At 41.0% G+C, this 18,942-nt stretch carries 14 protein-coding genes; all 14 read left to right on the plus strand.

The window, feature by feature from the left end; all coding sequences use genetic code 11:
* The 14 genes from A33I_RS19570 (at position 1) to A33I_RS19635 (ending at position 18,829) form a co-directional block, all read left to right on the plus strand.
* On the plus strand, positions 1 to 483 hold the full coding sequence (locus tag A33I_RS19570; protein WP_022630009.1) for a chemotaxis protein CheX: 483 nt from the start codon (positions 1 to 3) through the stop codon (positions 481 to 483).
* A 137-nt stretch (positions 484 to 620) separates the two neighbouring features.
* A complete protein-coding gene (locus tag A33I_RS19575; RefSeq protein WP_012957657.1) occupies positions 621 to 2,162 on the plus strand; it encodes a bifunctional GNAT family N-acetyltransferase/carbon-nitrogen hydrolase family protein in 1,542 nt (513 codons plus the stop codon).
* 665 nt (positions 2,163 to 2,827) lie between these two features.
* Entirely contained in the window at positions 2,828 to 3,352 is a 525-nt protein-coding gene (locus A33I_RS19580) for a FixH family protein (RefSeq protein ID WP_022630010.1), read from the plus strand.
* A gap of 138 nt (positions 3,353 to 3,490) precedes the next feature.
* Positions 3,491 to 5,158 carry a glycerol-3-phosphate dehydrogenase/oxidase gene (locus A33I_RS19585; protein ID WP_022630011.1) on the plus strand — a complete coding sequence of 556 codons (1,668 nt, stop codon included), beginning with the start codon at positions 3,491 to 3,493 and terminating at the stop codon, positions 5,156 to 5,158.
* Positions 5,159 to 5,317: 159 nt separating this feature from the next.
* A complete protein-coding gene (locus tag A33I_RS19590; RefSeq protein ID WP_022630012.1) occupies positions 5,318 to 7,054 on the plus strand; it encodes a phospho-sugar mutase in 1,737 nt (578 codons plus the stop codon).
* Positions 7,055 to 7,170: 116 nt separating this feature from the next.
* Positions 7,171 to 8,184, plus strand: a complete 1,014-nt coding sequence (locus A33I_RS19595) for a S66 family peptidase (protein ID WP_022630013.1) — start codon at positions 7,171 to 7,173, stop codon at positions 8,182 to 8,184.
* Between the two features lie 94 nt (positions 8,185 to 8,278).
* Entirely contained in the window at positions 8,279 to 9,688 is a 1,410-nt protein-coding gene (locus A33I_RS19600) for a SpoVR family protein (RefSeq protein WP_022630014.1), read from the plus strand.
* A gap of 922 nt (positions 9,689 to 10,610) precedes the next feature.
* Complete coding sequence (locus tag A33I_RS19605; protein ID WP_022630016.1) at positions 10,611 to 11,120, plus strand: YusW family protein; 510 nt, start codon at positions 10,611 to 10,613, stop codon at positions 11,118 to 11,120.
* 177 nt (positions 11,121 to 11,297) lie between these two features.
* Positions 11,298 to 13,055 carry an ABC transporter ATP-binding protein gene (locus tag A33I_RS19610; protein WP_022630017.1) on the plus strand — a complete coding sequence of 586 codons (1,758 nt, stop codon included), beginning with the start codon at positions 11,298 to 11,300 and terminating at the stop codon, positions 13,053 to 13,055.
* Positions 13,056 to 13,070: 15 nt separating this feature from the next.
* Positions 13,071 to 14,879 (plus strand): ABC transporter ATP-binding protein, encoded by a 1,809-nt coding sequence (locus A33I_RS19615; RefSeq protein ID WP_022630018.1) that lies wholly within the window; start codon positions 13,071 to 13,073, stop codon positions 14,877 to 14,879.
* A gap of 132 nt (positions 14,880 to 15,011) precedes the next feature.
* Positions 15,012 to 15,713, plus strand: coding sequence for a response regulator transcription factor (locus tag A33I_RS19620; RefSeq protein WP_022630019.1), 702 nt, complete (start codon positions 15,012 to 15,014; stop codon positions 15,711 to 15,713).
* Positions 15,710 to 17,092 (plus strand): sensor histidine kinase, encoded by a 1,383-nt coding sequence (locus A33I_RS19625; RefSeq protein WP_022630020.1) that lies wholly within the window; start codon positions 15,710 to 15,712, stop codon positions 17,090 to 17,092. The genes A33I_RS19620 and A33I_RS19625 overlap by 4 nt, the downstream gene beginning before the upstream one ends.
* A complete protein-coding gene (locus tag A33I_RS19630; RefSeq protein ID WP_022630021.1) occupies positions 17,085 to 17,852 on the plus strand; it encodes a PepSY domain-containing protein in 768 nt (255 codons plus the stop codon). Before A33I_RS19625 ends, A33I_RS19630 begins: the two co-directional genes overlap by 8 nt.
* A 137-nt stretch (positions 17,853 to 17,989) precedes the next feature.
* Entirely contained in the window at positions 17,990 to 18,829 is an 840-nt protein-coding gene (locus A33I_RS19635; RefSeq protein ID WP_022630022.1) for a PepSY domain-containing protein, read from the plus strand.
* Positions 18,830 to 18,942 lie beyond the last annotated feature (113 nt).

The raw sequence follows: 18,942 nt of genomic DNA on the forward strand, positions 1-18,942 counted from the left end.
ATGAATGTGCAATACATAAATGCGATTTGCCGTGCTGCAAAATCAATTTTAACGAGTCATTTAGGAGTAGAAGTTGAGAATATGCGCCCAAGTGCAGGCAGCGGGACAGTTCCTTCACATGGGATCTCCGTCATTCTTGGGGTTAAAGGCGACTTAAAAGGTCAGATTATATGTACCTTCCAAACCGAAACCGCCTTAAGTATTGTTGGAGCTATGATGGGCGGAATGAAAATAGAGGTACTAGATGAAATGGGCTTCAGTGCCGTTCAAGAGTTCGGAAACTGGGTTGCTGGAACGACTGCGACTGAACTATCAAAAGAAGGCTGTGTGATTGATGTAACTCCGCCTGTAATCAATGAAGGAGATTCAAAATTCCACTCCAGTTATCCATATATAACGGTTCCCCTAAAAAGTACATTAGGTGAGATTCAAGTGCATATTTCCGTATCAGAAGACGGGGCAAAGACACGATCTGCTATATAGGCAGGTCGTTTTTTGTTCACCGGATAGAAAAGAATGCTGCTTCCTAAAAAGAAATAAGAGTGTTCCATTCAAAAGAGTGTTCAAATCGACAAAAAACGGGTAAACTCATGGGTGTTATGGTAAAGGAGATGATATGAATGTCAGAAATAGATGTTTCCAAATTTGAGAAAAAAATGATTATCCGAACGATAGAAGAACGTGATTTTGATGCAATTATAAATATGCAAAAAGTTTGTTTTCCAAACATGGAGCCATGGAAGAGAGAACATTTGCAAAGTCATATCGATATTTTCCCAGAAGGACAGTTCTGTGTTGAGTATGACGGGGAAATCATTGGTTCATGTTCTAGTTTAATTATCAACTTTGACGAGTACGATGATCAACATACATGGGATGAAATTACTGATGAAGGCTACATTACGAATCATGATCCTGAAGGATACAATTTATACGGAATTGAAGTGATGGTTCACCCGCAGTACCGCCGCATGAAAATCGGCAGAAGACTTTATGAAGCAAGGAAAGACCTTGCAAGAGAACTTAATCTAAAAAGTATTATTATCGGCGGGAGAATCCCAAATTATCATAACCATGCAAAGGAACTTACGCCGCGTCAATATGTTGAAGAAGTAACGATGCATAACTTGTATGATCCAGTTCTTACTTTCCAGGTGATGAATGGATTCAGCTTAAAACGAATTAATCAGAACTATCTTGAAGACGACCGTGCTTCCATGCGTTATGCGACTTTGATGGAGTGGAATAATATTGACTATCGTCCGACGACTCCTAAACGTCAATTTAAAACATCTTTCCCTGTGCGCATTACGACGATCCAATATGAGATGAAGAAAATTTCTTCCTTTGAAGATTTCGCGATTCAGTGTGAGTACTATACAGATGTTGCGGCAAGTTATCAATCGGACTTTGCTGTATTTCCGGAGATCTTTACGTTGCAGCTGCTTTCATTCTTACCGGAAAAAAGCCCAAGTCGTGCAATTCGCAGGCTGACGGAATTTACTGAGGATTACATTGAATTATTTACGAATTTAGCGGTTAAATACAATGTAAACATTATTGGAGGATCGCATTTCGTTGAAGAGGAAGGGAAGATTTACAATATTGCGTATCTTTTCCGTCGCGATGGAACAATTGAGAAGCAATATAAACTTCATATTACTCCAAATGAACGTAAGTTCTGGGGTATTCATGGTGGAGACAAAGTAAATGTATTTGATACAGACTGCGGAAAGATTGCCATTCAAATTTGTTATGATATTGAATTCCCTGAGCTTGGTCGTATTGCAGTTGATAAAGGAGCGAATATTATCTTTACTCCATTCTGTACCGATGACCGCCAAGGCTATCTGAGAGTACGTTACTGTTCACAAGCTCGTGCGATTGAAAATCAAGTATATACCGTTCTTTCTGGTACAGTCGGAAACTTATCTCAGGTGGAAAATATGGATATTCAATATGCTCAATCTGGTATCTTCAGTCCATCAGACTTTACGTTTGCACGTGATGGCATTGTCGGGGAATGCAACCCTAATATCGAAACCGTTGTAGTCGGAGACGTTGACCTTGAAATCCTCCGCCGCCATCGCCGTGCCGGAAGTGTAAATCAGCTTCGCGATAGAAGACATGATGTGTATAAAATTGTCTATAAACAAGATTAAGTTTAGAGACTGAGGAAATTACTAAAGCTCAGCACCCCGAGAAAGCACCTTTGCCAGGTGCTTTTTTTGTATGAACAAAACGAAAGAGGTAGTATTTAGTTGGGCTGATTAAAGTCCCTCCTGCAGTAGTGGCTGATTTCCGCTGCGATCAACGGAGCGAAGAGGTAATATTGTGCTCCCTCATTATAAGTAGCTTCTAAACCTAAAAGACGGTGCGGCAGATGAAAGCAATCTTAATTAGAACTGAACTCATTTGCTACATCATTACACTACAGTTCTAGAAAAAGCGATAACCTAGCGGATGAACTATACGGACACTTCTACGGGGCCTAGAGCAGGAGTGAGATCCCACAGGGCATAGCCCGAGGAAGCTCACTAGCTCCCCGTGAAAAGCGAAGTATAGTTCAGGAGCGACGAATCCGCTATAACCCATGTTTAAGGCATTTGAAGTTAAATAAGCTTTGAAGCTATAACTACATCACTCCCAAAATGATAAAATGCAATCACTTAGCAAAGTAAAGTTCAGTAGCAGCATACTCAAGCCGCTCCATAATGTCTATATACCTGTAAGTGAAAATCCGTTTGTCCGCCCCTGTGGATCGAACAAACGTTTATCATCCTCCCTAAATGGATAAGCTGTAGACATTAAATGGGAGGAATGAAATATGAAGCTTGAAAAGGTATTACGGCCAGAATGGGTTATACCAGCCATCATTGTACTCTTTATTTTAGGTTCAGGAGCTGTTCTTTTCTTAGCTGCGGTCTCAAAAGATCAAGTCGTAACCGATTGGTCGATGAATGTAGCAGGGCTTGATGAGTTTTATCAGACAGGAGAAGCGGTCGATATTCATTTATTTTTAGAGGACGCAGACGGACGCCCGATTGAAGATGCCAATGTATCAGTTCTCCTAGACAGGCCTGAGACGGTGCATTATATAAATAAGGTGATGCATAAGGTCGAGGGGGGATTATATGAGACAGAAGCTATCTTCTCTTTGCCTGGTACTTGGATTGGAATGGTAGAGGCAGTTAGAGGGAAGGATGTGTACCGCAATCAATTTTTGCTTCGGGTAGAGGGCGGAATAATTGCAGAGTCTAATCGTGACCCTGGAGATGTATTCACTCTAGATCAGCCCTTGCCTGCATATTTACAAAAAGAAATGGAAGCGATTCCGGCATCGCATCCTTAGACTTTTCAAATAATACCAATAGCGTTATAATGACTCTATGATAAAAGGTCGGAGACAAAGGGACCACAACATGATGCGGAGTGAAGGTAGCTCTGTAGATGGTTGTGGTCTTTTTTAGAGTAAGAAGGAGTGAAGAAGATGGCCCATACATTCTCAAGTGAAAAGCGTTTTGCTTATGTAAATGAGTTAAAAACAAAAGAATTGGATCTTTTGGTCATTGGTGGAGGGATTACTGGTGCAGGGATCGCACTCGATGGAGCATCAAGAGGGTTGAAAATTGGTTTAATTGAGATGCAGGATTTTGCGGCAGGGACCTCAAGCCGTTCCACTAAGCTTGTACACGGAGGTCTGCGTTATCTTAAGCAGCTTGAAGTTAAGCTAGTAGCGGAAGTGGGCAAAGAACGGGCCATTGTATATGAAAATGCACCCCATGTAACTTCACCTGAATGGATGCTTCTACCTATTTTTAAAAATGGCACATTCGGCAAATTCTCGACTTCCTTTGGTTTAAATGTATATGACCGGCTGGCTGATGTTAGAAAAGATGAAAGACGTCATATGTTGAACAAAAAAACAACGTTACAGCGTGAGCCTCTGCTTAGAAAAGATAAATTGAAAGGCGGCGGATTGTATGTAGAATACCGTACAGATGACGCCCGTCTCACACTTGAAATTCTAAAAGAAGCAGTGAGACGAGGGACTGTTGCGGTTAATTATATGAAAGTCGAGTCTTTTCTCTATGAAAACGGTAAGGCAGTCGGTGTTGTGATGGTTGATCAATTCACAGGTGAGGCGCATAAAGTGTTTGCGAAAGTGATTGTCAACGCAGCCGGACCTTGGGTAGATACGCTGCGTGAGCAGGACAGGTCCAAATCGGGTAAGCAGCTTAAGCTATCTAAAGGGGTTCATCTAGTTATTGATCATGCTCGCTTTCCTTTAAGTCAAGCGGTTTATTTTGATACTGAAAAAGATGGCCGGATGATATTTGCTATTCCTCGTGATGGGAAAACGTACGTTGGAACAACCGATACGTACTATGAGGCTGACATCGCTCACCCAAGAATGACGATAGCTGATCGCGATTACATATTAGAGGCTGTGAACTTTATGTTCCCTTCCCTGCATTTAACTCCAGAAGATGTTGAGTCTAGCTGGACTGGGCTCAGACCTTTGATTTATGAAGAAGGAAAAAGTGCTTCAGAAGTGTCACGTAAGGATGAAGTATTTACCTCTGATTCCGGTCTTTTGTCTATTGCAGGCGGGAAGTTGACAGGATACCGGAAAATGGCTGAGCGTGTGGTGGATGACGTTTGTAAAAAGCTTAGTATAAAAGCAGTCTGCCAAACGGATTCGATTACTTTATCTGGCGGCCACGTAGGCGGGATTGACCAATTTCAAGCATTTTTAGAGCAGCAAACGAGAGAAGGAGTCCGTCTTGGGCTCTCAGAAAATACCGCGTATGCCCTCTCAAAATTATACGGCTCGAATGTGACGAAAGTGTATGCCTGTCTTAGACAGACCAAAAGACATGCCGAAGCATTCCATTTGCCAAAAGAATTACTAGCTCAATTAAGGTATGGAATAGAAGAGGAAATGGTTGCAACGCCCCTTGATTTCTTTAACCGCAGAACGGGAGCTCTATTCTTTAATATTCAATGGGTAATTGAACATAAAGAAGCCGTTCTCCGCTATATGAAATCAGTGTTTGAGTGGAGCGAAGAAGAAGCGGCGATGCATGAAGAAGAATTAAATAGAGAGATTCACTATGCTAGAACACCGGTAGCTGACGAGAGTAAGCCAGTATAAGGCGTACAAGAAGTACGTCTTATCTTTTTTTGCCCTTAGAGTAATTTGTAAGACATAGATATTTAATTGATAAGAGGTTTCTCCGGTGTGGTGTGGAATATTATATAATGTCTAGGAGAGGTTCGACTTAGAAAAGATCGAATAGAGAGGGGAAATGATATGAATTGGAGAGCTCGCTACGGGAGATGGAACAACTTCCATGCGCTAGAAAAGGAACTGAAAGAAACTTTAACTAAGATTGAAAGTGATGAAGGAGCCTTAGAAGATTGTTTTTATAAAGATCTAGAATTCGGCACGGGCGGCATGCGTGGTGAAATTGGACCAGGGCCTAACCGAATGAATACATATACAATACGCAGAGCAGCGAAAGGCCTTGCTCTTTTCATTGAGGCACAAGGTGAGGAGGCAAAGAAAAGAGGCGTAGTCATTGCTTATGATTCAAGACATAAATCACCCGAATTTGCAAAAGAAGCGGCGCTGACTCTTGGAAAACACGGTGTGAAGACATATTTATTTCTTGACCTTAGACCGACACCAGAACTGTCCTATGCGGTTCGTAAGTTAAACGCGTATGGCGGAATTGTTGTGACAGCTAGTCATAACCCTCCAGAGTACAACGGATTTAAAGTGTACGGCCCAGATGGAGGTCAGCTTCCGCCAGGTCCTGCAGATGAGCTTGTTCGTTATGTAAATGGAATTGAAGACGAGTTGACGATTGAAGTTGCGGATGAATTAGAACTTAAGGCAGAGCGCTTATTACAAATCGTTGCTGAAGAGGTAGACAATGCCTACAATGAAGAGCTTAAAACAATTGTTGTGAATCCTGATCTCCTTAAAGAAGTTGGAGGAGATGTGAAAATTATCTTTACTCCGCTTCATGGTACAGCAAATGTATCAGTCAGACGTGTACTAGAGGAAACAGGCTTTACTGATGTCACTGTTGTAGCTGAGCAAGAGCTGCCAGATCCGCAATTTTCTACCGTGAAATCGCCTAATCCAGAGGAGCATGCCGCTTTTGAACTCGCAATTCAGTATGGTGAAAAAGTAGGCGCAGACCTGCTGCTTGCAACCGACCCTGATGCTGATCGCGTCGGACTTGCCGTGAAAAATAATGACGGGGAATATGTTGTATTAACAGGTAACCAAACAGGTGCCCTTTTGCTTGATTATATTTTGAGTCAAAAAGAGAAGCAAGGGACCCTTCCTGCTAACGGAATTGTAATGAAAACAATCGTTACTTCAGAATTAGGCCGAGCCATTGCAGAACACTACGGTATGACGGCAATGGATACACTAACCGGATTTAAATTTATAGGAGAGAAAATTGCTCAATTTGAACAAACAGGTGAGCATACCTTCTTATTTGGGTACGAAGAAAGCTATGGCTATTTAATTGGTGATTTTGTACGCGATAAAGATGCAGTTCAAGCCTGCTTAGCTGCGGCTGAATTAGCGGCTTACTATAAGTCTCGTCAAATGACGGTGTATGAAGGACTACTTGAGTTATATGATAAATACGGATACTTTCAAGAATCATTGCAGTCGCTCACGCTAAAAGGAAAAGCCGGTATCGAGAAAATCCAATCGATTATTTCTTCTTTTAGAACAGAGCCGCCAGTTGAGATTGCTGGTAACCGAGTGGCCTATATTGAAGACTATCAATCGAGCCAATCAATGAACGTCGCATTAGCTGAACCGAGTATGATTCAGCTTCCAAAATCAAATGTTCTAAAATATAAGTTAGAGGATGGCTCGTGGTTCTGCATTAGACCATCCGGCACAGAGCCAAAAGTGAAATTCTATTTTGGGGTCCAAAAGAATTCATTAGAAGAAAGCCGGTTAAGCTTACTAGAGTTAGAGCAAGCTGTTATGAACCGTGTACATGCCTTAAGTTAATCTTTAAGAAAGCTATAGATCCTTTATAAGGGTTTGTAGCTTTTTTAGTTTACTAAAAGCTGTATGATCCAATGTTTTCCTGTTAAAATAGCGTAAAACTACAGAGGAGAGATCCCATGATTACCTATCCCTACTTAAAACAAAGCGCGACAATAGGAGTGACTGCCCCTTCATCAGGGGTCCCAGACAATCTTCATCCTCTTTTAAAGCAAGCTTGTACACGACTTGAAGCAAAAGGGTATCAAATTAGGAGCGGGACAACAGCCTGGACTCAACAAAAAGCAAGATCCGCTTCTGCTGAAAAACGAGCAGAAGAGTTTAACAGTATAATGGCTGATCCGGATATTGATGCGATCATTCCACCATGGGGCGGAGAATTGTTAATTGAAATGCTGGATGGTGTAGATTTTAAAGCGATACAGCCTAAATGGGTGCTTGGATATTCTGATGTGAGTCTATTGCTGTTAGCAATCACACTGAAAACAGGGATAGCTACTGCTCATGGAACGAATTTAGTCGACCTGCGGGGAGAAGAGTCAGATGAAATAACAGCCATGTGGGAACATGTTTTATGTAAAAAGAAAGGGGAGGGAATTGTTCAACACTCATCTGATTTCTATCAAAAAGAGTGGAATTTTGAAGAACCTAGTCCGCACATCTTTCATTTAACGGAACCGACAACTTGGAGGGCAGTCAATGATGAGAAAGTTGTTCTAGAGGGAAGATTACTTGGCGGCTGTATTGATGTCATCAGACATTTAATTGGAACACCTTATGGAGATGTAAGGAAGTTTTATAGTCAGTTTGGTGAAGGAAAGCCGATTATTTGGTATTTGGAAAACTGTGAATTAACGACAACGGATTTAAAAAGAACGCTTGTGCATATGAAATTAGCTGGATGGTTCGATCATTGTACTGGCATTATGTTTGGCAGAAGCGGTGCAAATCAGCCTGTGCAAGATTATACAGTGCATGATGTGTACAGCGAATTACAAACAGAGCTTGGAATTCCCGTCGTGTATGACATTGATTGCGGTCATATGCCGCCGCAGCTCACATTGATAAATGGTGCTCATGCTAAAGTGTTAGTGGACCATGGCAGGGGTATGGTTGAACAATCTTTTATTTGAGCATGATCTTAGTACTCTCCTATTAATTGTTCTCATGAATTGTCTTACCCTCTCATAAAATGAAGGAAGCAGCATTTAGGAGGGGGATTTTAAAATGAATGAGAACTGGAAGGAGCTCGAATATGCAATTGCTGAAATTACAGAAATTGCTGAAGGCTTTGGACTGGATTTTTATGAAATGAGATATGAGATTTGCCCTGCGGAAATTATCTATACATTTGGTGCCTATGGAATGCCGACACGTTATTCACATTGGAGCTTTGGAAAACAATTTCATAAAATGAAGCTGCAATATGACCTCGGCCTCAGTAAAATCTATGAGCTCGTTATTAACTCAGACCCTTGTTATGCGTTTTTACTAGACAGCAATTCGTTAATTCAAAATAAATTAATTGTTGCTCACGTCCTGGCACATTGTGACTTCTTTAAAAATAATGTAAGGTTTTCAAATACAAGAAGAGATATGGTAGAGAGTATGAGTGCAACCGCAGACCGAATTGCGCACTATGAGCATGTGTATGGAAAAGAAGAAGTGGAGAATTTTTTAGATGCGGTACTTGCGATTCAAGAACATATTGACCCAAGCCTCGTTCGTCCGAAGCTGGCCTGGAGTAAGGATGACGAAGAAGATAGTACGGTCGTCAAAAAACGAGGCGATTATGATGATCTTTGGTCTCTTGATCAGAAAGCAAAAACAGAAGAGATAAAACCCAAAAAACGAAAGTTTCCTCCTAGCCCGGAAAAAGATATTCTCCTGTTTATTGAAGAATACAGCCGTGAACTTGATCCGTGGCAGCGTGATATATTAACCATGATGCGAGAGGAAATGCTCTATTTCTGGCCGCAGTTAGAAACGAAAATTATGAATGAAGGCTGGGCATCATTTTGGCATGCTAGAATCTTACGAGAAATGGACCTTACAAGTGAGGAGACCATTGAATATGCAAAATTAAATGCAGGCGTTGTTCAGCCTTCAAAAACGTCGATTAACCCTTATTATTTAGGGCTTAAAATCTTTGAGGATATTGAAGAGCGGTATAATAATCCAACAAAAGAAATGCAGGAGAGGCAAGGTGTAAAACCTGGAAGCGGACGTGAGAAAATGTATGAAGTAAGAGAAATCGAATCGGATATTTCTTTTATTAGAAACTATTTAACCAAAGATCTTGTGATGCGTGAAGATATGTATCTATTCCAAAAACAAGGTGCGGAATATAAGGTAGTAGATAAAGAGTGGGAACATGTCAGAGACCAGCTTGCCTCCTCAAGAGTAAACGGAGGGTTTCCTTACTTATCGGTAACCGATGGAGACTATTTAAAGAACGGGGAACTCTACATCACCCATGCATTTGAAGGAACAGAGCTTGATGTCAGTTACCTAGAAAAAGTTCTTCCATATTTATATCAACTATGGGGAAGAACCGTTCATATCGAATCAATTATTAATGAAAAGCGAATCACGTTTATCTATGACGGCAAGAAGGTACACCGTAAGTATTTATAAGCTTGTAAGAGGTTGGGATTGAAATAAGGTCTATAAATTCTGAAGTGTGGTGTGTATAAAAGGCGACTCTAATAAAAAAGGTCGTCTTTTTGCGTTTTTTGATTTTGAACTTAATCATTTGTGTATTCACTCCGTTGAATAGGGCGAAAGGCAATCGAATTCGGGATGGCTTTAGAAGGAGTTGAAAAGCTGTCAAACATTCTGGTTAGTTTAAGGTTGCCGCTCCTGAAATATGCTTCGCTTTTCGCGGTGAGCTGCTGAGCTTCCTCGGGCTTTAGCCCTGTGGGATCTCAGCCCTGCTCTAGGCACCGCAGAAGTCTTCACATATTTCATCCGCTAAGTAATCTTCTGGAAACGGATTTAGGGGGGTGATTTCGATTTGTATCAGACCAATCGAAACACAAATTATATTAGCTTCACTATAAAGATAAGTCACTGAATCGTTCAATGAGGATGATACTTAACTACCTATTAGCTCCGTTGATTGGAGCGGAAGGCGCCGACTCCTGCGGGAAGTGCGTGACCAGGGAAGACCCCACAGGAGCGTAGCGACGAGGAGGCTTCCGGACCGCCCGCGGAAAGCGTGTGCCTGCAGAGGAAATCAACAACTATGGCAAGGGGGGCGGGAGCGATGAGGAACCTCCCGGACCGCCCGCGGAAAGCGAGTACCTGCAGCGGAGATCAACAACTAATGTAAGGGGAGACATTGTTTTCATTTTCCTCACTGAAGAATTTGTACTGTTCATCAATTAGCATTAACCCAATGTACATAGTGCTAATCTAGTGTTTCGTTTTGTACAAGCCTAATATCATTCTAAGCTGTATATTTCCTCTGCTCTTTGTTTAAACTAACCTTTGTATCATGGTTAATGGTACATATTTCCGGGTATACGTTTAAAAAATGAATTGGAGGAATTTATAAATGAAGATGTTAAAAATGTTTTTAATGAGCATTGGTTTAATCACGATTCTAGCTGCTTGTGGAGGGAACGATAATGTAGATGAGCCTCCAGCAGATGCGCCTGTAGAAGAAGATGATACAATGTTTGATGATAACGATGACGCTGCTGCACCTGATGAAACGGGTGATACAAATGGAGAAGAGGGCAGTTATGCATTCACTTCTTTCGATTTAGATGTGGAGTATCAAGATAACCAAGAGGTCGATGTTGATTATGAAAGCGAACAAGACGGAATGGAAGCAAAGTATCGCAACGACTTTGAAGGAATTGACCTTGAAGGCGATGAAGCGATGCAGGAGCTTGAGGCCTACTTCACTCAGCTAGATTTTGATTCAGCTGCAGCAGATGAAGAGGTCATTGACCAAGTGATGTCTGTCTTTAATTTAGATCCATCTTACACTGAATTTGAGCTAGAAGTTGATTTTGCAGATGGAACAGTAAAAGAATACAAAGCGCAAGGCAATCAATAAATACAAACAGACACATCACTACGGTGGTGTGTTTTTTATAAGTTATAACTGACAGAAAATTTAAAATAGACTGTTGACTAGGTGCTTGTCTTCGAAGTATGATTAAATTCGCTCCGAAAATCATTCGAGTTACGAATGAATAAGGGGAAATTTGGATAATAAAAGGCGGGTGTACATATGGATACGTTTAAGCGCTTAAAGAGCTTTTATTGGCCTTATAAAAATTACTTTATTTGGTCGCTTGTTGCCTTAATAGGTGTAACAGGAATGACTGTTATGTATCCAATTATTTTGCAATATACAATTGATCATGCTGTACTTGGCGGCCAGTATGAGGTCATCCCTTATCTCGTTTTAGGCTTAATCGCTGTCATGGCTGTTAAAGGGTTTGCTGTCTATATCCATCAATATTTAGGGGATTTGTTTGGTATTACAGCGGTTCATCGTTTACGGAATTCGTTATATGAGAAACTTCAATTCTTACCATTCCGCTATTATGACAATGCTAAAACAGGAGATTTAATGTCACGTCTAACAGGAGATGTGGAGACGTTTCGTTTCTTCTTATCATTCGGTTGTGCGCAGCTTGTAAACTTTGTTCTCCTTGTCGGCTTTAGTATGGGGGTTATGTTTTACTACTCTGTTCCACTGACACTTGTGACGATGGTGATGCTGCCCTTCCTAGCTGTAGTCGTTTGGAAGTTTGATAAGCGGGTTCATCCTGGATTTCGGGGAATTCGTAAATCTCTTGCAAGGCTTAACACAAAAGTGCAAGAGAATGTAAGCGGGGTTCATACGGTTAAAGCTCTTTCACAGGAAGATGAAGAAATTTCTAGGTTTGATCAGATCAATGATGATTATAAACAAAAGCACTTAGATATTTCTAAAATATGGGGAAATTACTTTCCGTTGATGGAGTTCATTGGAAATCTATCGGCTGTTTTTTTGCTTGCTTTTGGAGGATATCTGGTCATTCAAGGAAGCCTGCAGCCAGGTGAGTTAGTCGCTTTTTTTAGTTTAGTTTGGTATATTATCGGGCCGATTATGAATTTAGGTTTTATTATAAATATGTTTTCACAATCTAAGGCTTCCGGTGAGCGCTTGTTAGAGATTCTTGATGAAGAGGAGAGGCTGGATGCTGCAGATAGAAAAGAAGAGAGCAGCAAACCACGATTAGTAGGGGAAGTCTTTTTTAAGAATGTCAGCTTGCATTATGGAGGGAGTGAACGTCCGGCTTTAAGCAGCCTGACTTTTCAGGCCGGAGAGGGGAAAACGATTGGTTTAGTCGGGGCAACGGGTTCAGGGAAGTCTAGTATCGCTCAATTGATAACAAGGTTTTATGAAAAGAGCTCAGGTGAAATTATGATCGACGGTAAACCGATAGAGAATTATTCGTTAAGCCACTTGAGACATCATATTGGAACTGTGATGCAGGAAACGTTTCTTTTCTCCTCGACCATTCGTGATAACTTAGCATACGGTCGTCCTGATGCTTCAATGGAAGAAATTATTGCTGCAAGTATTCGGGCTGATGCTCACGAATTTATAACTGAACTACCTGATGGATATGATACCGTGCTCGGTGAACGTGGTCTTGGATTATCCGGAGGTCAAAAGCAGCGTATTGCGATTGCTCGTGCGATTATTATGAATCCAAGCATCCTTATTTTAGACGACGCAACAAGTGCGGTTGATATGCAGACTGAAGTGAAAATTCAGCAAGCATTTCGCGAGTTAATGAAGGGGCGTACCACGTTTATCATCGCTCACCGAATCTCTTCTGTAAAACATGCAGATGAGATATTGGTGCTAGATCGAGGTGAAATCGTAGAGCGCGGCACTCATAAACAATTACTTCAGCACAAAGAGGGATTATACCGAAGAATTTACGATATCCAAAATCAAGATCAAGAATATGTGTTGCAACAAGCATAAGGAGGTGTAGCAATTATGCAGCATACAGAGAAGAAAGCCCGATTTCATTATTCAACAGAACAAGTGATTGAAAAACCATTCAACTGGTCACAAATGGTCAGACTTTTAGGATATATGAAGCCTTATGCTTGGACCCTTTTACCAAAAACAATATTTGTCATGCTATTAGCAACGGCAGTGAGGTTAGCCGTTCCTATCTTTATTGGGGTATATGCCTTAGACCGAGCCATTGCAACGAACGATCTCACTCTCGTTTATACGTACGCCGGAATCGTTCTCGCTCTGTACATCACTGCTTATGCAGCGAATGTCTTTCGAATTAGATGGATGAATGAACTAGGGCAGCATATTATTTATGATATTAGACAGGCATTATTTAAACATATTCAACGTTTGTCTCACCGTTTTTTTGACCAGCGTTCAGGAGGATCTATTCTAGTTCGAGTGGTCAATGACGTGAACTCGATGCAGGATCTATTTACGAATGGTGTTGTTAACTTATTGATGGACATTATTATGCTCGTTGGAATTGTGATTATCTTATTTACACTTAGTCCTGAGCTTGCGGTTTTGATTCTCATTGTCTTGCCGATTATGTTCATCATTTCAACTAAATTGCGTAGAAAAATCCGCAGGTCTTGGCAGGTTGTGAGGGTGAGTCAATCAAAATTAAATTCTCACTTAAATGAAAGCATTCAAGGGATCCGCGTCACTCAAGCCTATTCTCAAGAAAAAGAGAATATGGAATTCTTCAACCAAGTGAATACGGATAATTATGAAAGCTGGAAGACAGCTACGCGTATGAATGCACTATTCCGTCCTTTTGTGGAAATGGCAAGCTTGGTAGGTGCTGTTATTCTTATTTGGTATGGTGCCCATCTTTATCAAACGGGTGCCGTTACTATTGGTGTATTTGTTTCCTTTGCTTTTTACTTGGGCATGTTCTGGGAGCCGATCTCAAGACTCGGCCAAGTGTATAACCAGCTGTTAGTAGGGATGGCCTCATCGGAGAGGATCTTTGAATTCCTAGATGAAAAGCCGTCTGTACCTGAGGCCAAATATCCAAAGACCCTTAGGAATGTAAAGGGTGAAATCGTTTTTGATCAAGTGGAATTTGCTTATGATGAGAAACGACGTGCTTTAAACGAAATTAACTTAACATTTAAAGCCGGCAAAACCATTGCGTTGGTTGGTCACACAGGGTCAGGTAAATCAACCATTGTCAATTTAATGAGCAGATTTTATGATCCAACAAAAGGCTCGATCACATTAGATGGCGTTGATTTACGAGATTTGAAGCTTGATGAATTAAGAACGAATGTTAGTTATGTCTTGCAAGATACGTTCATATTTGCTGGAACCATTATGGATAATATACGTTTCGGAAAGCCGCAAGCAACTGACGAGGAAGTCGTGGCAGCAGCTAAAGCGATTGGTGCGCATTCCTTTATCGAGCGGTTGGATAAGGGCTATTTCACAGAGGTTGAAGAAAAAGGGAATGTCTTATCTGTTGGAGAGAGGCAATTGCTCTCATTTGCCAGAGCATTGCTTGCTGATCCGAAAATATTAATTTTAGATGAAGCTACAGCAAGTATTGATACAGAGACAGAGCTTAAAATACAAGCCGGTCTAAAAAAGCTGCTTCATAACCGTACTGCTGTAATGATTGCCCATCGACTATCAACGATAAGAGATGCTGACCATATTATTGTTCTTGATCATGGGAATGTGATAGAAGAAGGGACGCATAATTCACTGATGAGTCAAAGAGGAACGTACTTTGGCCTCGTTCAATCACAATATACGGCCATCACTGCTGAATAATTTAACTAGGCCTATGGATGAATTCATTTTGATGAAATCATTCGCAGGTCTTTTTTATGCGAGCAGGAACATTTTTAAATTTACTGCTTTTCATGTACACTTTAGAAAAAAACATGAGGGAGTGCGTTGTAAGTGAACAATGCCCGAATTCTAATTGTTGAAGATGAAGCGAATATTGCTCGAGTCATAGAATTAGAGCTTGAACATGAAGGCTACGAAACAGAGATTGCAGCAGATGGACTAAGCGCACTAGAGCAGATCGAGCAAGGTGGATGGTCTTTGATCCTGCTAGATGTGATGCTGCCGAGATTAAGCGGAATGGAAGTGTTAAGAAGAATACGGAAGGAAGGGAATACGACTCCCGTTATTATGTTAACGGCTCGCGATACCATAGTAGATAAAGTGATGGGCCTTGATCAAGGTGCAAATGATTATGTGACGAAGCCTTTTGAGATTGAAGAGTTGTTAGCACGCATAAGAGCCTGCCTCAGAACTCAACTCAGTACAAGCGGTACACAGCTTGATGAAGGTGAATTAACGTTAGCTGATTTGTATGTAAATGAACGAACACGAGAAATTAAACGCGGAGAAACAACGATTGAGCTTACTCCGCGGGAATTTGATTTACTTGTCTATTTGCTGCGGCATACCGAACAGGTAATGACAAGAGAGCAAATTTTAGAACATGTATGGGGATTTGATTATTTTGGTGATACGAATGTTGTCGATGTCTATATCCGCTATATTAGACAGAAGCTCGATAAGCCATTTGATGCTCCTCTCATTCATACGATCAGAGGGGTCGGCTATGTAATGAAGGAATCCGTTACATGAGTATATCAAAGCGAATCACTCTTTTTTCAACGGGCTTTTTGTTCCTATTGCTTGTATTAGTAAATGGAAGTATCTATTTTTTGTTCCAGCAATTTTCCACTAATGCTGAACTAGAAAGAATGCAGGCGCAATTGCAAACGATTGCTGAATCGGCCCAGGGGAGCCAATCGGATCTATGGCTTACATCCTATGGTACGGGAGATGGTATGCTTCGTGTGATCCGTGAAGACGGCTCATCTACCTTAACTGTCACAAAAGAGCCTGATCTACGATTAATCCCTGCTGAGTACAGTAATCGAGAGAGCGGAGAAGTGATCAGTTATCAAGAACAGAGCTACTCCCTTAACCGGTTTCCGATCATTTGGGTTGATGGTTCGATTGTTTCTTTAGAATTGATTCATCCGCTTACTACACTTGAATCAACGCTTTCTACCCTTAGAATCGTTTTGATGATTGCATCAGTCTTAATTATAATCCCTGCTTATTTCGCAGGAAGGGCACTGGGCCGCATCATTTTAATGCCAGTTCAAACGTTAATAAACACTATGCAAGGTATTAGAGGGAGCGGGTCTTTTCAGAAGATAGATATTAAGCCTGACGCTAAAGATGAATTGGCTCAAATGAGTCATACCTTTAATGAGATGATGGAGCTGTTAGAAGAAAATTATGATAAACAGCAGCGTTTTGTCTCAGATGCCTCCCATGAGCTTCGAACTCCTCTAACAGTGATCGAAAGTTATGCAAGCCTCCTAAAAAGATGGGGTATGAAGAAGCCTGACCTGTTAGAAGAAGCTGTAGATGCCATCTATGATGAGTCCCAGCGGATGAAAGGCTTAACAAAACAGATGCTGGCCCTTGCTACAGGAGAACCAGATAAAACCGTCATTCTTCAGCAAATAGACCTTGTAAAGTCGGCCGAAGATACAGCGAAACGGCTTAGGCAAGCATATCGTAGAGAGATCGTTGTCACAGCTAATGAGAAGCCCATCTATATACTCGGTGATCCAGAGCGAATCAAACAGCTTCTATTTATATTTGTTGAGAATGGATTGAAATACAGCGATGATGACATTAGGATCACGCTTGATCAAAAGATAAATAATGTTGTACTCTCTATTCAAGATAAAGGAATTGGTATCCCGAAAGATGATATCCCAAATGTATTCGAACGTTTCTTTAGAGTGGATAAGGCTAGAAGCAGGCAGACGGGCGGAAGTGGTTTAGGTTTGTCCATTGCTAAAGCAATTATTGACGCGCACGGAGCAAAAGTAGATGTTCAAAGTGAAGAAGGAAAAGGGACGACATTTAGAATCTCTTTTCCACAAGTAAATAAAAAACAAAATGAAAAACAAAGTGGAGGTGAAAAGGTGGATGAGTAAGAAATATAAGTGGATCGCAGCGGGCGTTGTCGGTATTTTGGTGATTGGATTAGGTATGTTTATGATGCAGCCGGCAGAAGCTTCAATGGATGAAGAAGAAGTCCGGGAGCTGATAGGATCCCAGTTTGGAGGCACGATTAGTTCAGTAAACAAAACGTTAGCTGATGGAACAAGTGTCTTTGAAATTGAATTGTTATCAGATGGCGGTATTTATTTGATTATAGTTGATGCGGCTTCGGGAGATATTTTATCGTTAGAACAAACCGTCGCAAGAGAAGAGGTAGGAAGCCCAGGTTCAACTGATGAGGCCGAGAAACTAACTCTAGAAGAAGTGAAAAGTCTGGTAAAAGAAGAGTATGGGGATGAGGTGGTTATCTCAAGTGTGGACCTTGTTGATGGAGCACAATCAGAAGACTCTTCCTATGAAGTGATTATGCAGGAGGGTGCAGGGGAGTCACGATTGATTATTAATGCTGTAACGGGCGAGACAATCAGTTATTCTCTAGTAGATGAAGGAGAGCATCCAGGTGCTTCTAGCAATCAAAATAATGAGACAAAAGCTGAACCTATTGGAGAAGCGGAAGCCGCACGAATTGCCCTTTCAAAAGTAACGGGAGAAATAGATGATGTCGACCTTGAGGAAAAAGATGGCCGCCTTTATTATGAAGTCGAAGTCGAAAATGACTCAGAAGGCTATGATGCCTATGTTTGGATTGATGCATTAACAGGAGAAGTAGTAAATATCATATGGGAAGATTAAAAGGTCCGGCTAAATGCCGGGCTTTTTGTTTTCTCATCGATTCTCATCAATTTCTCATTTTCCTTTAAGGGTGTTTTCATTTCGTGTGTATATGATTAAGACATCAACATAACACAAACAAAAAGGAGAGATTCATAATGAAAAAGTGGGTAGCCATTTTCTCAAGTGCTTTATTAGCTGGAGGTGCTGCAGTAGGAGCTTCTGCTTCTGAAGCTGGTAAGTTCGTTTCATATGAAAATACGGTAGCAACAAACACTGAAACCGTAACAGAAAAGGATGGCAATCAAGCCAAAGGTCAGATTACAAAAGAAGAAGCAGTTAAAGCAGCGCAAGCTATTTTAGATGGCTCTGTAAAAGAAGTAGAGCTTGACCGTGAAGATGGGAAGCTTATCTATGAGGTTGAATTATATTTCAACGGAAACGATTATGACTTTGATATTGATGCGATCACAGGTGATGTTTTATCGATTGATGATGATCTTCTAAAAACACCAGTGAAAAATCAAATGAAGGTAAATGTAGGTGAAGCCAAAAGAGAGGCTCTTTCTCTATTTGATAAAGCTGGAATAAAAGATGTAGAGCTAGAAATGAAAAATGGTCGCTTTGTATACGAAATTGAAGTGAAGGTTGCAGGAGAAGATGGAGACGTCTACATTGATGCAACAACAGGTGAGGTGCTGTACATTGAAGATGATATTCGTAATAAAGCAATCAGTCAGGGGGCTAATGAGGACGATAAAGAAGGAAGCAGCCTAGAGTCCACGAAAAAGTCTGATCACGACTCTATAAAGATCACAAAAGAACAAGCAGTTGAAACCGCACTAAATCACGTAGGAGGGGGCACGATTGATGAGGTTGAATTAGATCGTGAGGATGGAATCTTAGTCTATGAAATTGAGATTGAACAAGATGGCCAAGAAGTAGACGTAGATGTTGATGCAGCAACAGGTGAAGTAGTATCTGTCGACTGGGATTAATTATAAGAAGAGTTTTAGAGAGCTGCCTCATATTGAACTGCCCCCTGTCAAGTAGACAGTGGAAATAATAAAAAGGATTTAAGCGGCTTTAGCTCTGTATTCCATAGGGCTTA

Origin of the sequence: Alkalihalophilus marmarensis DSM 21297 (assembly GCF_000474275.2) — a bacterium.
In the GTDB taxonomy this organism is placed as follows: Bacteria; Bacillota; Bacilli; order Bacillales; family Bacillaceae_D; genus Alkalihalophilus; species Alkalihalophilus marmarensis.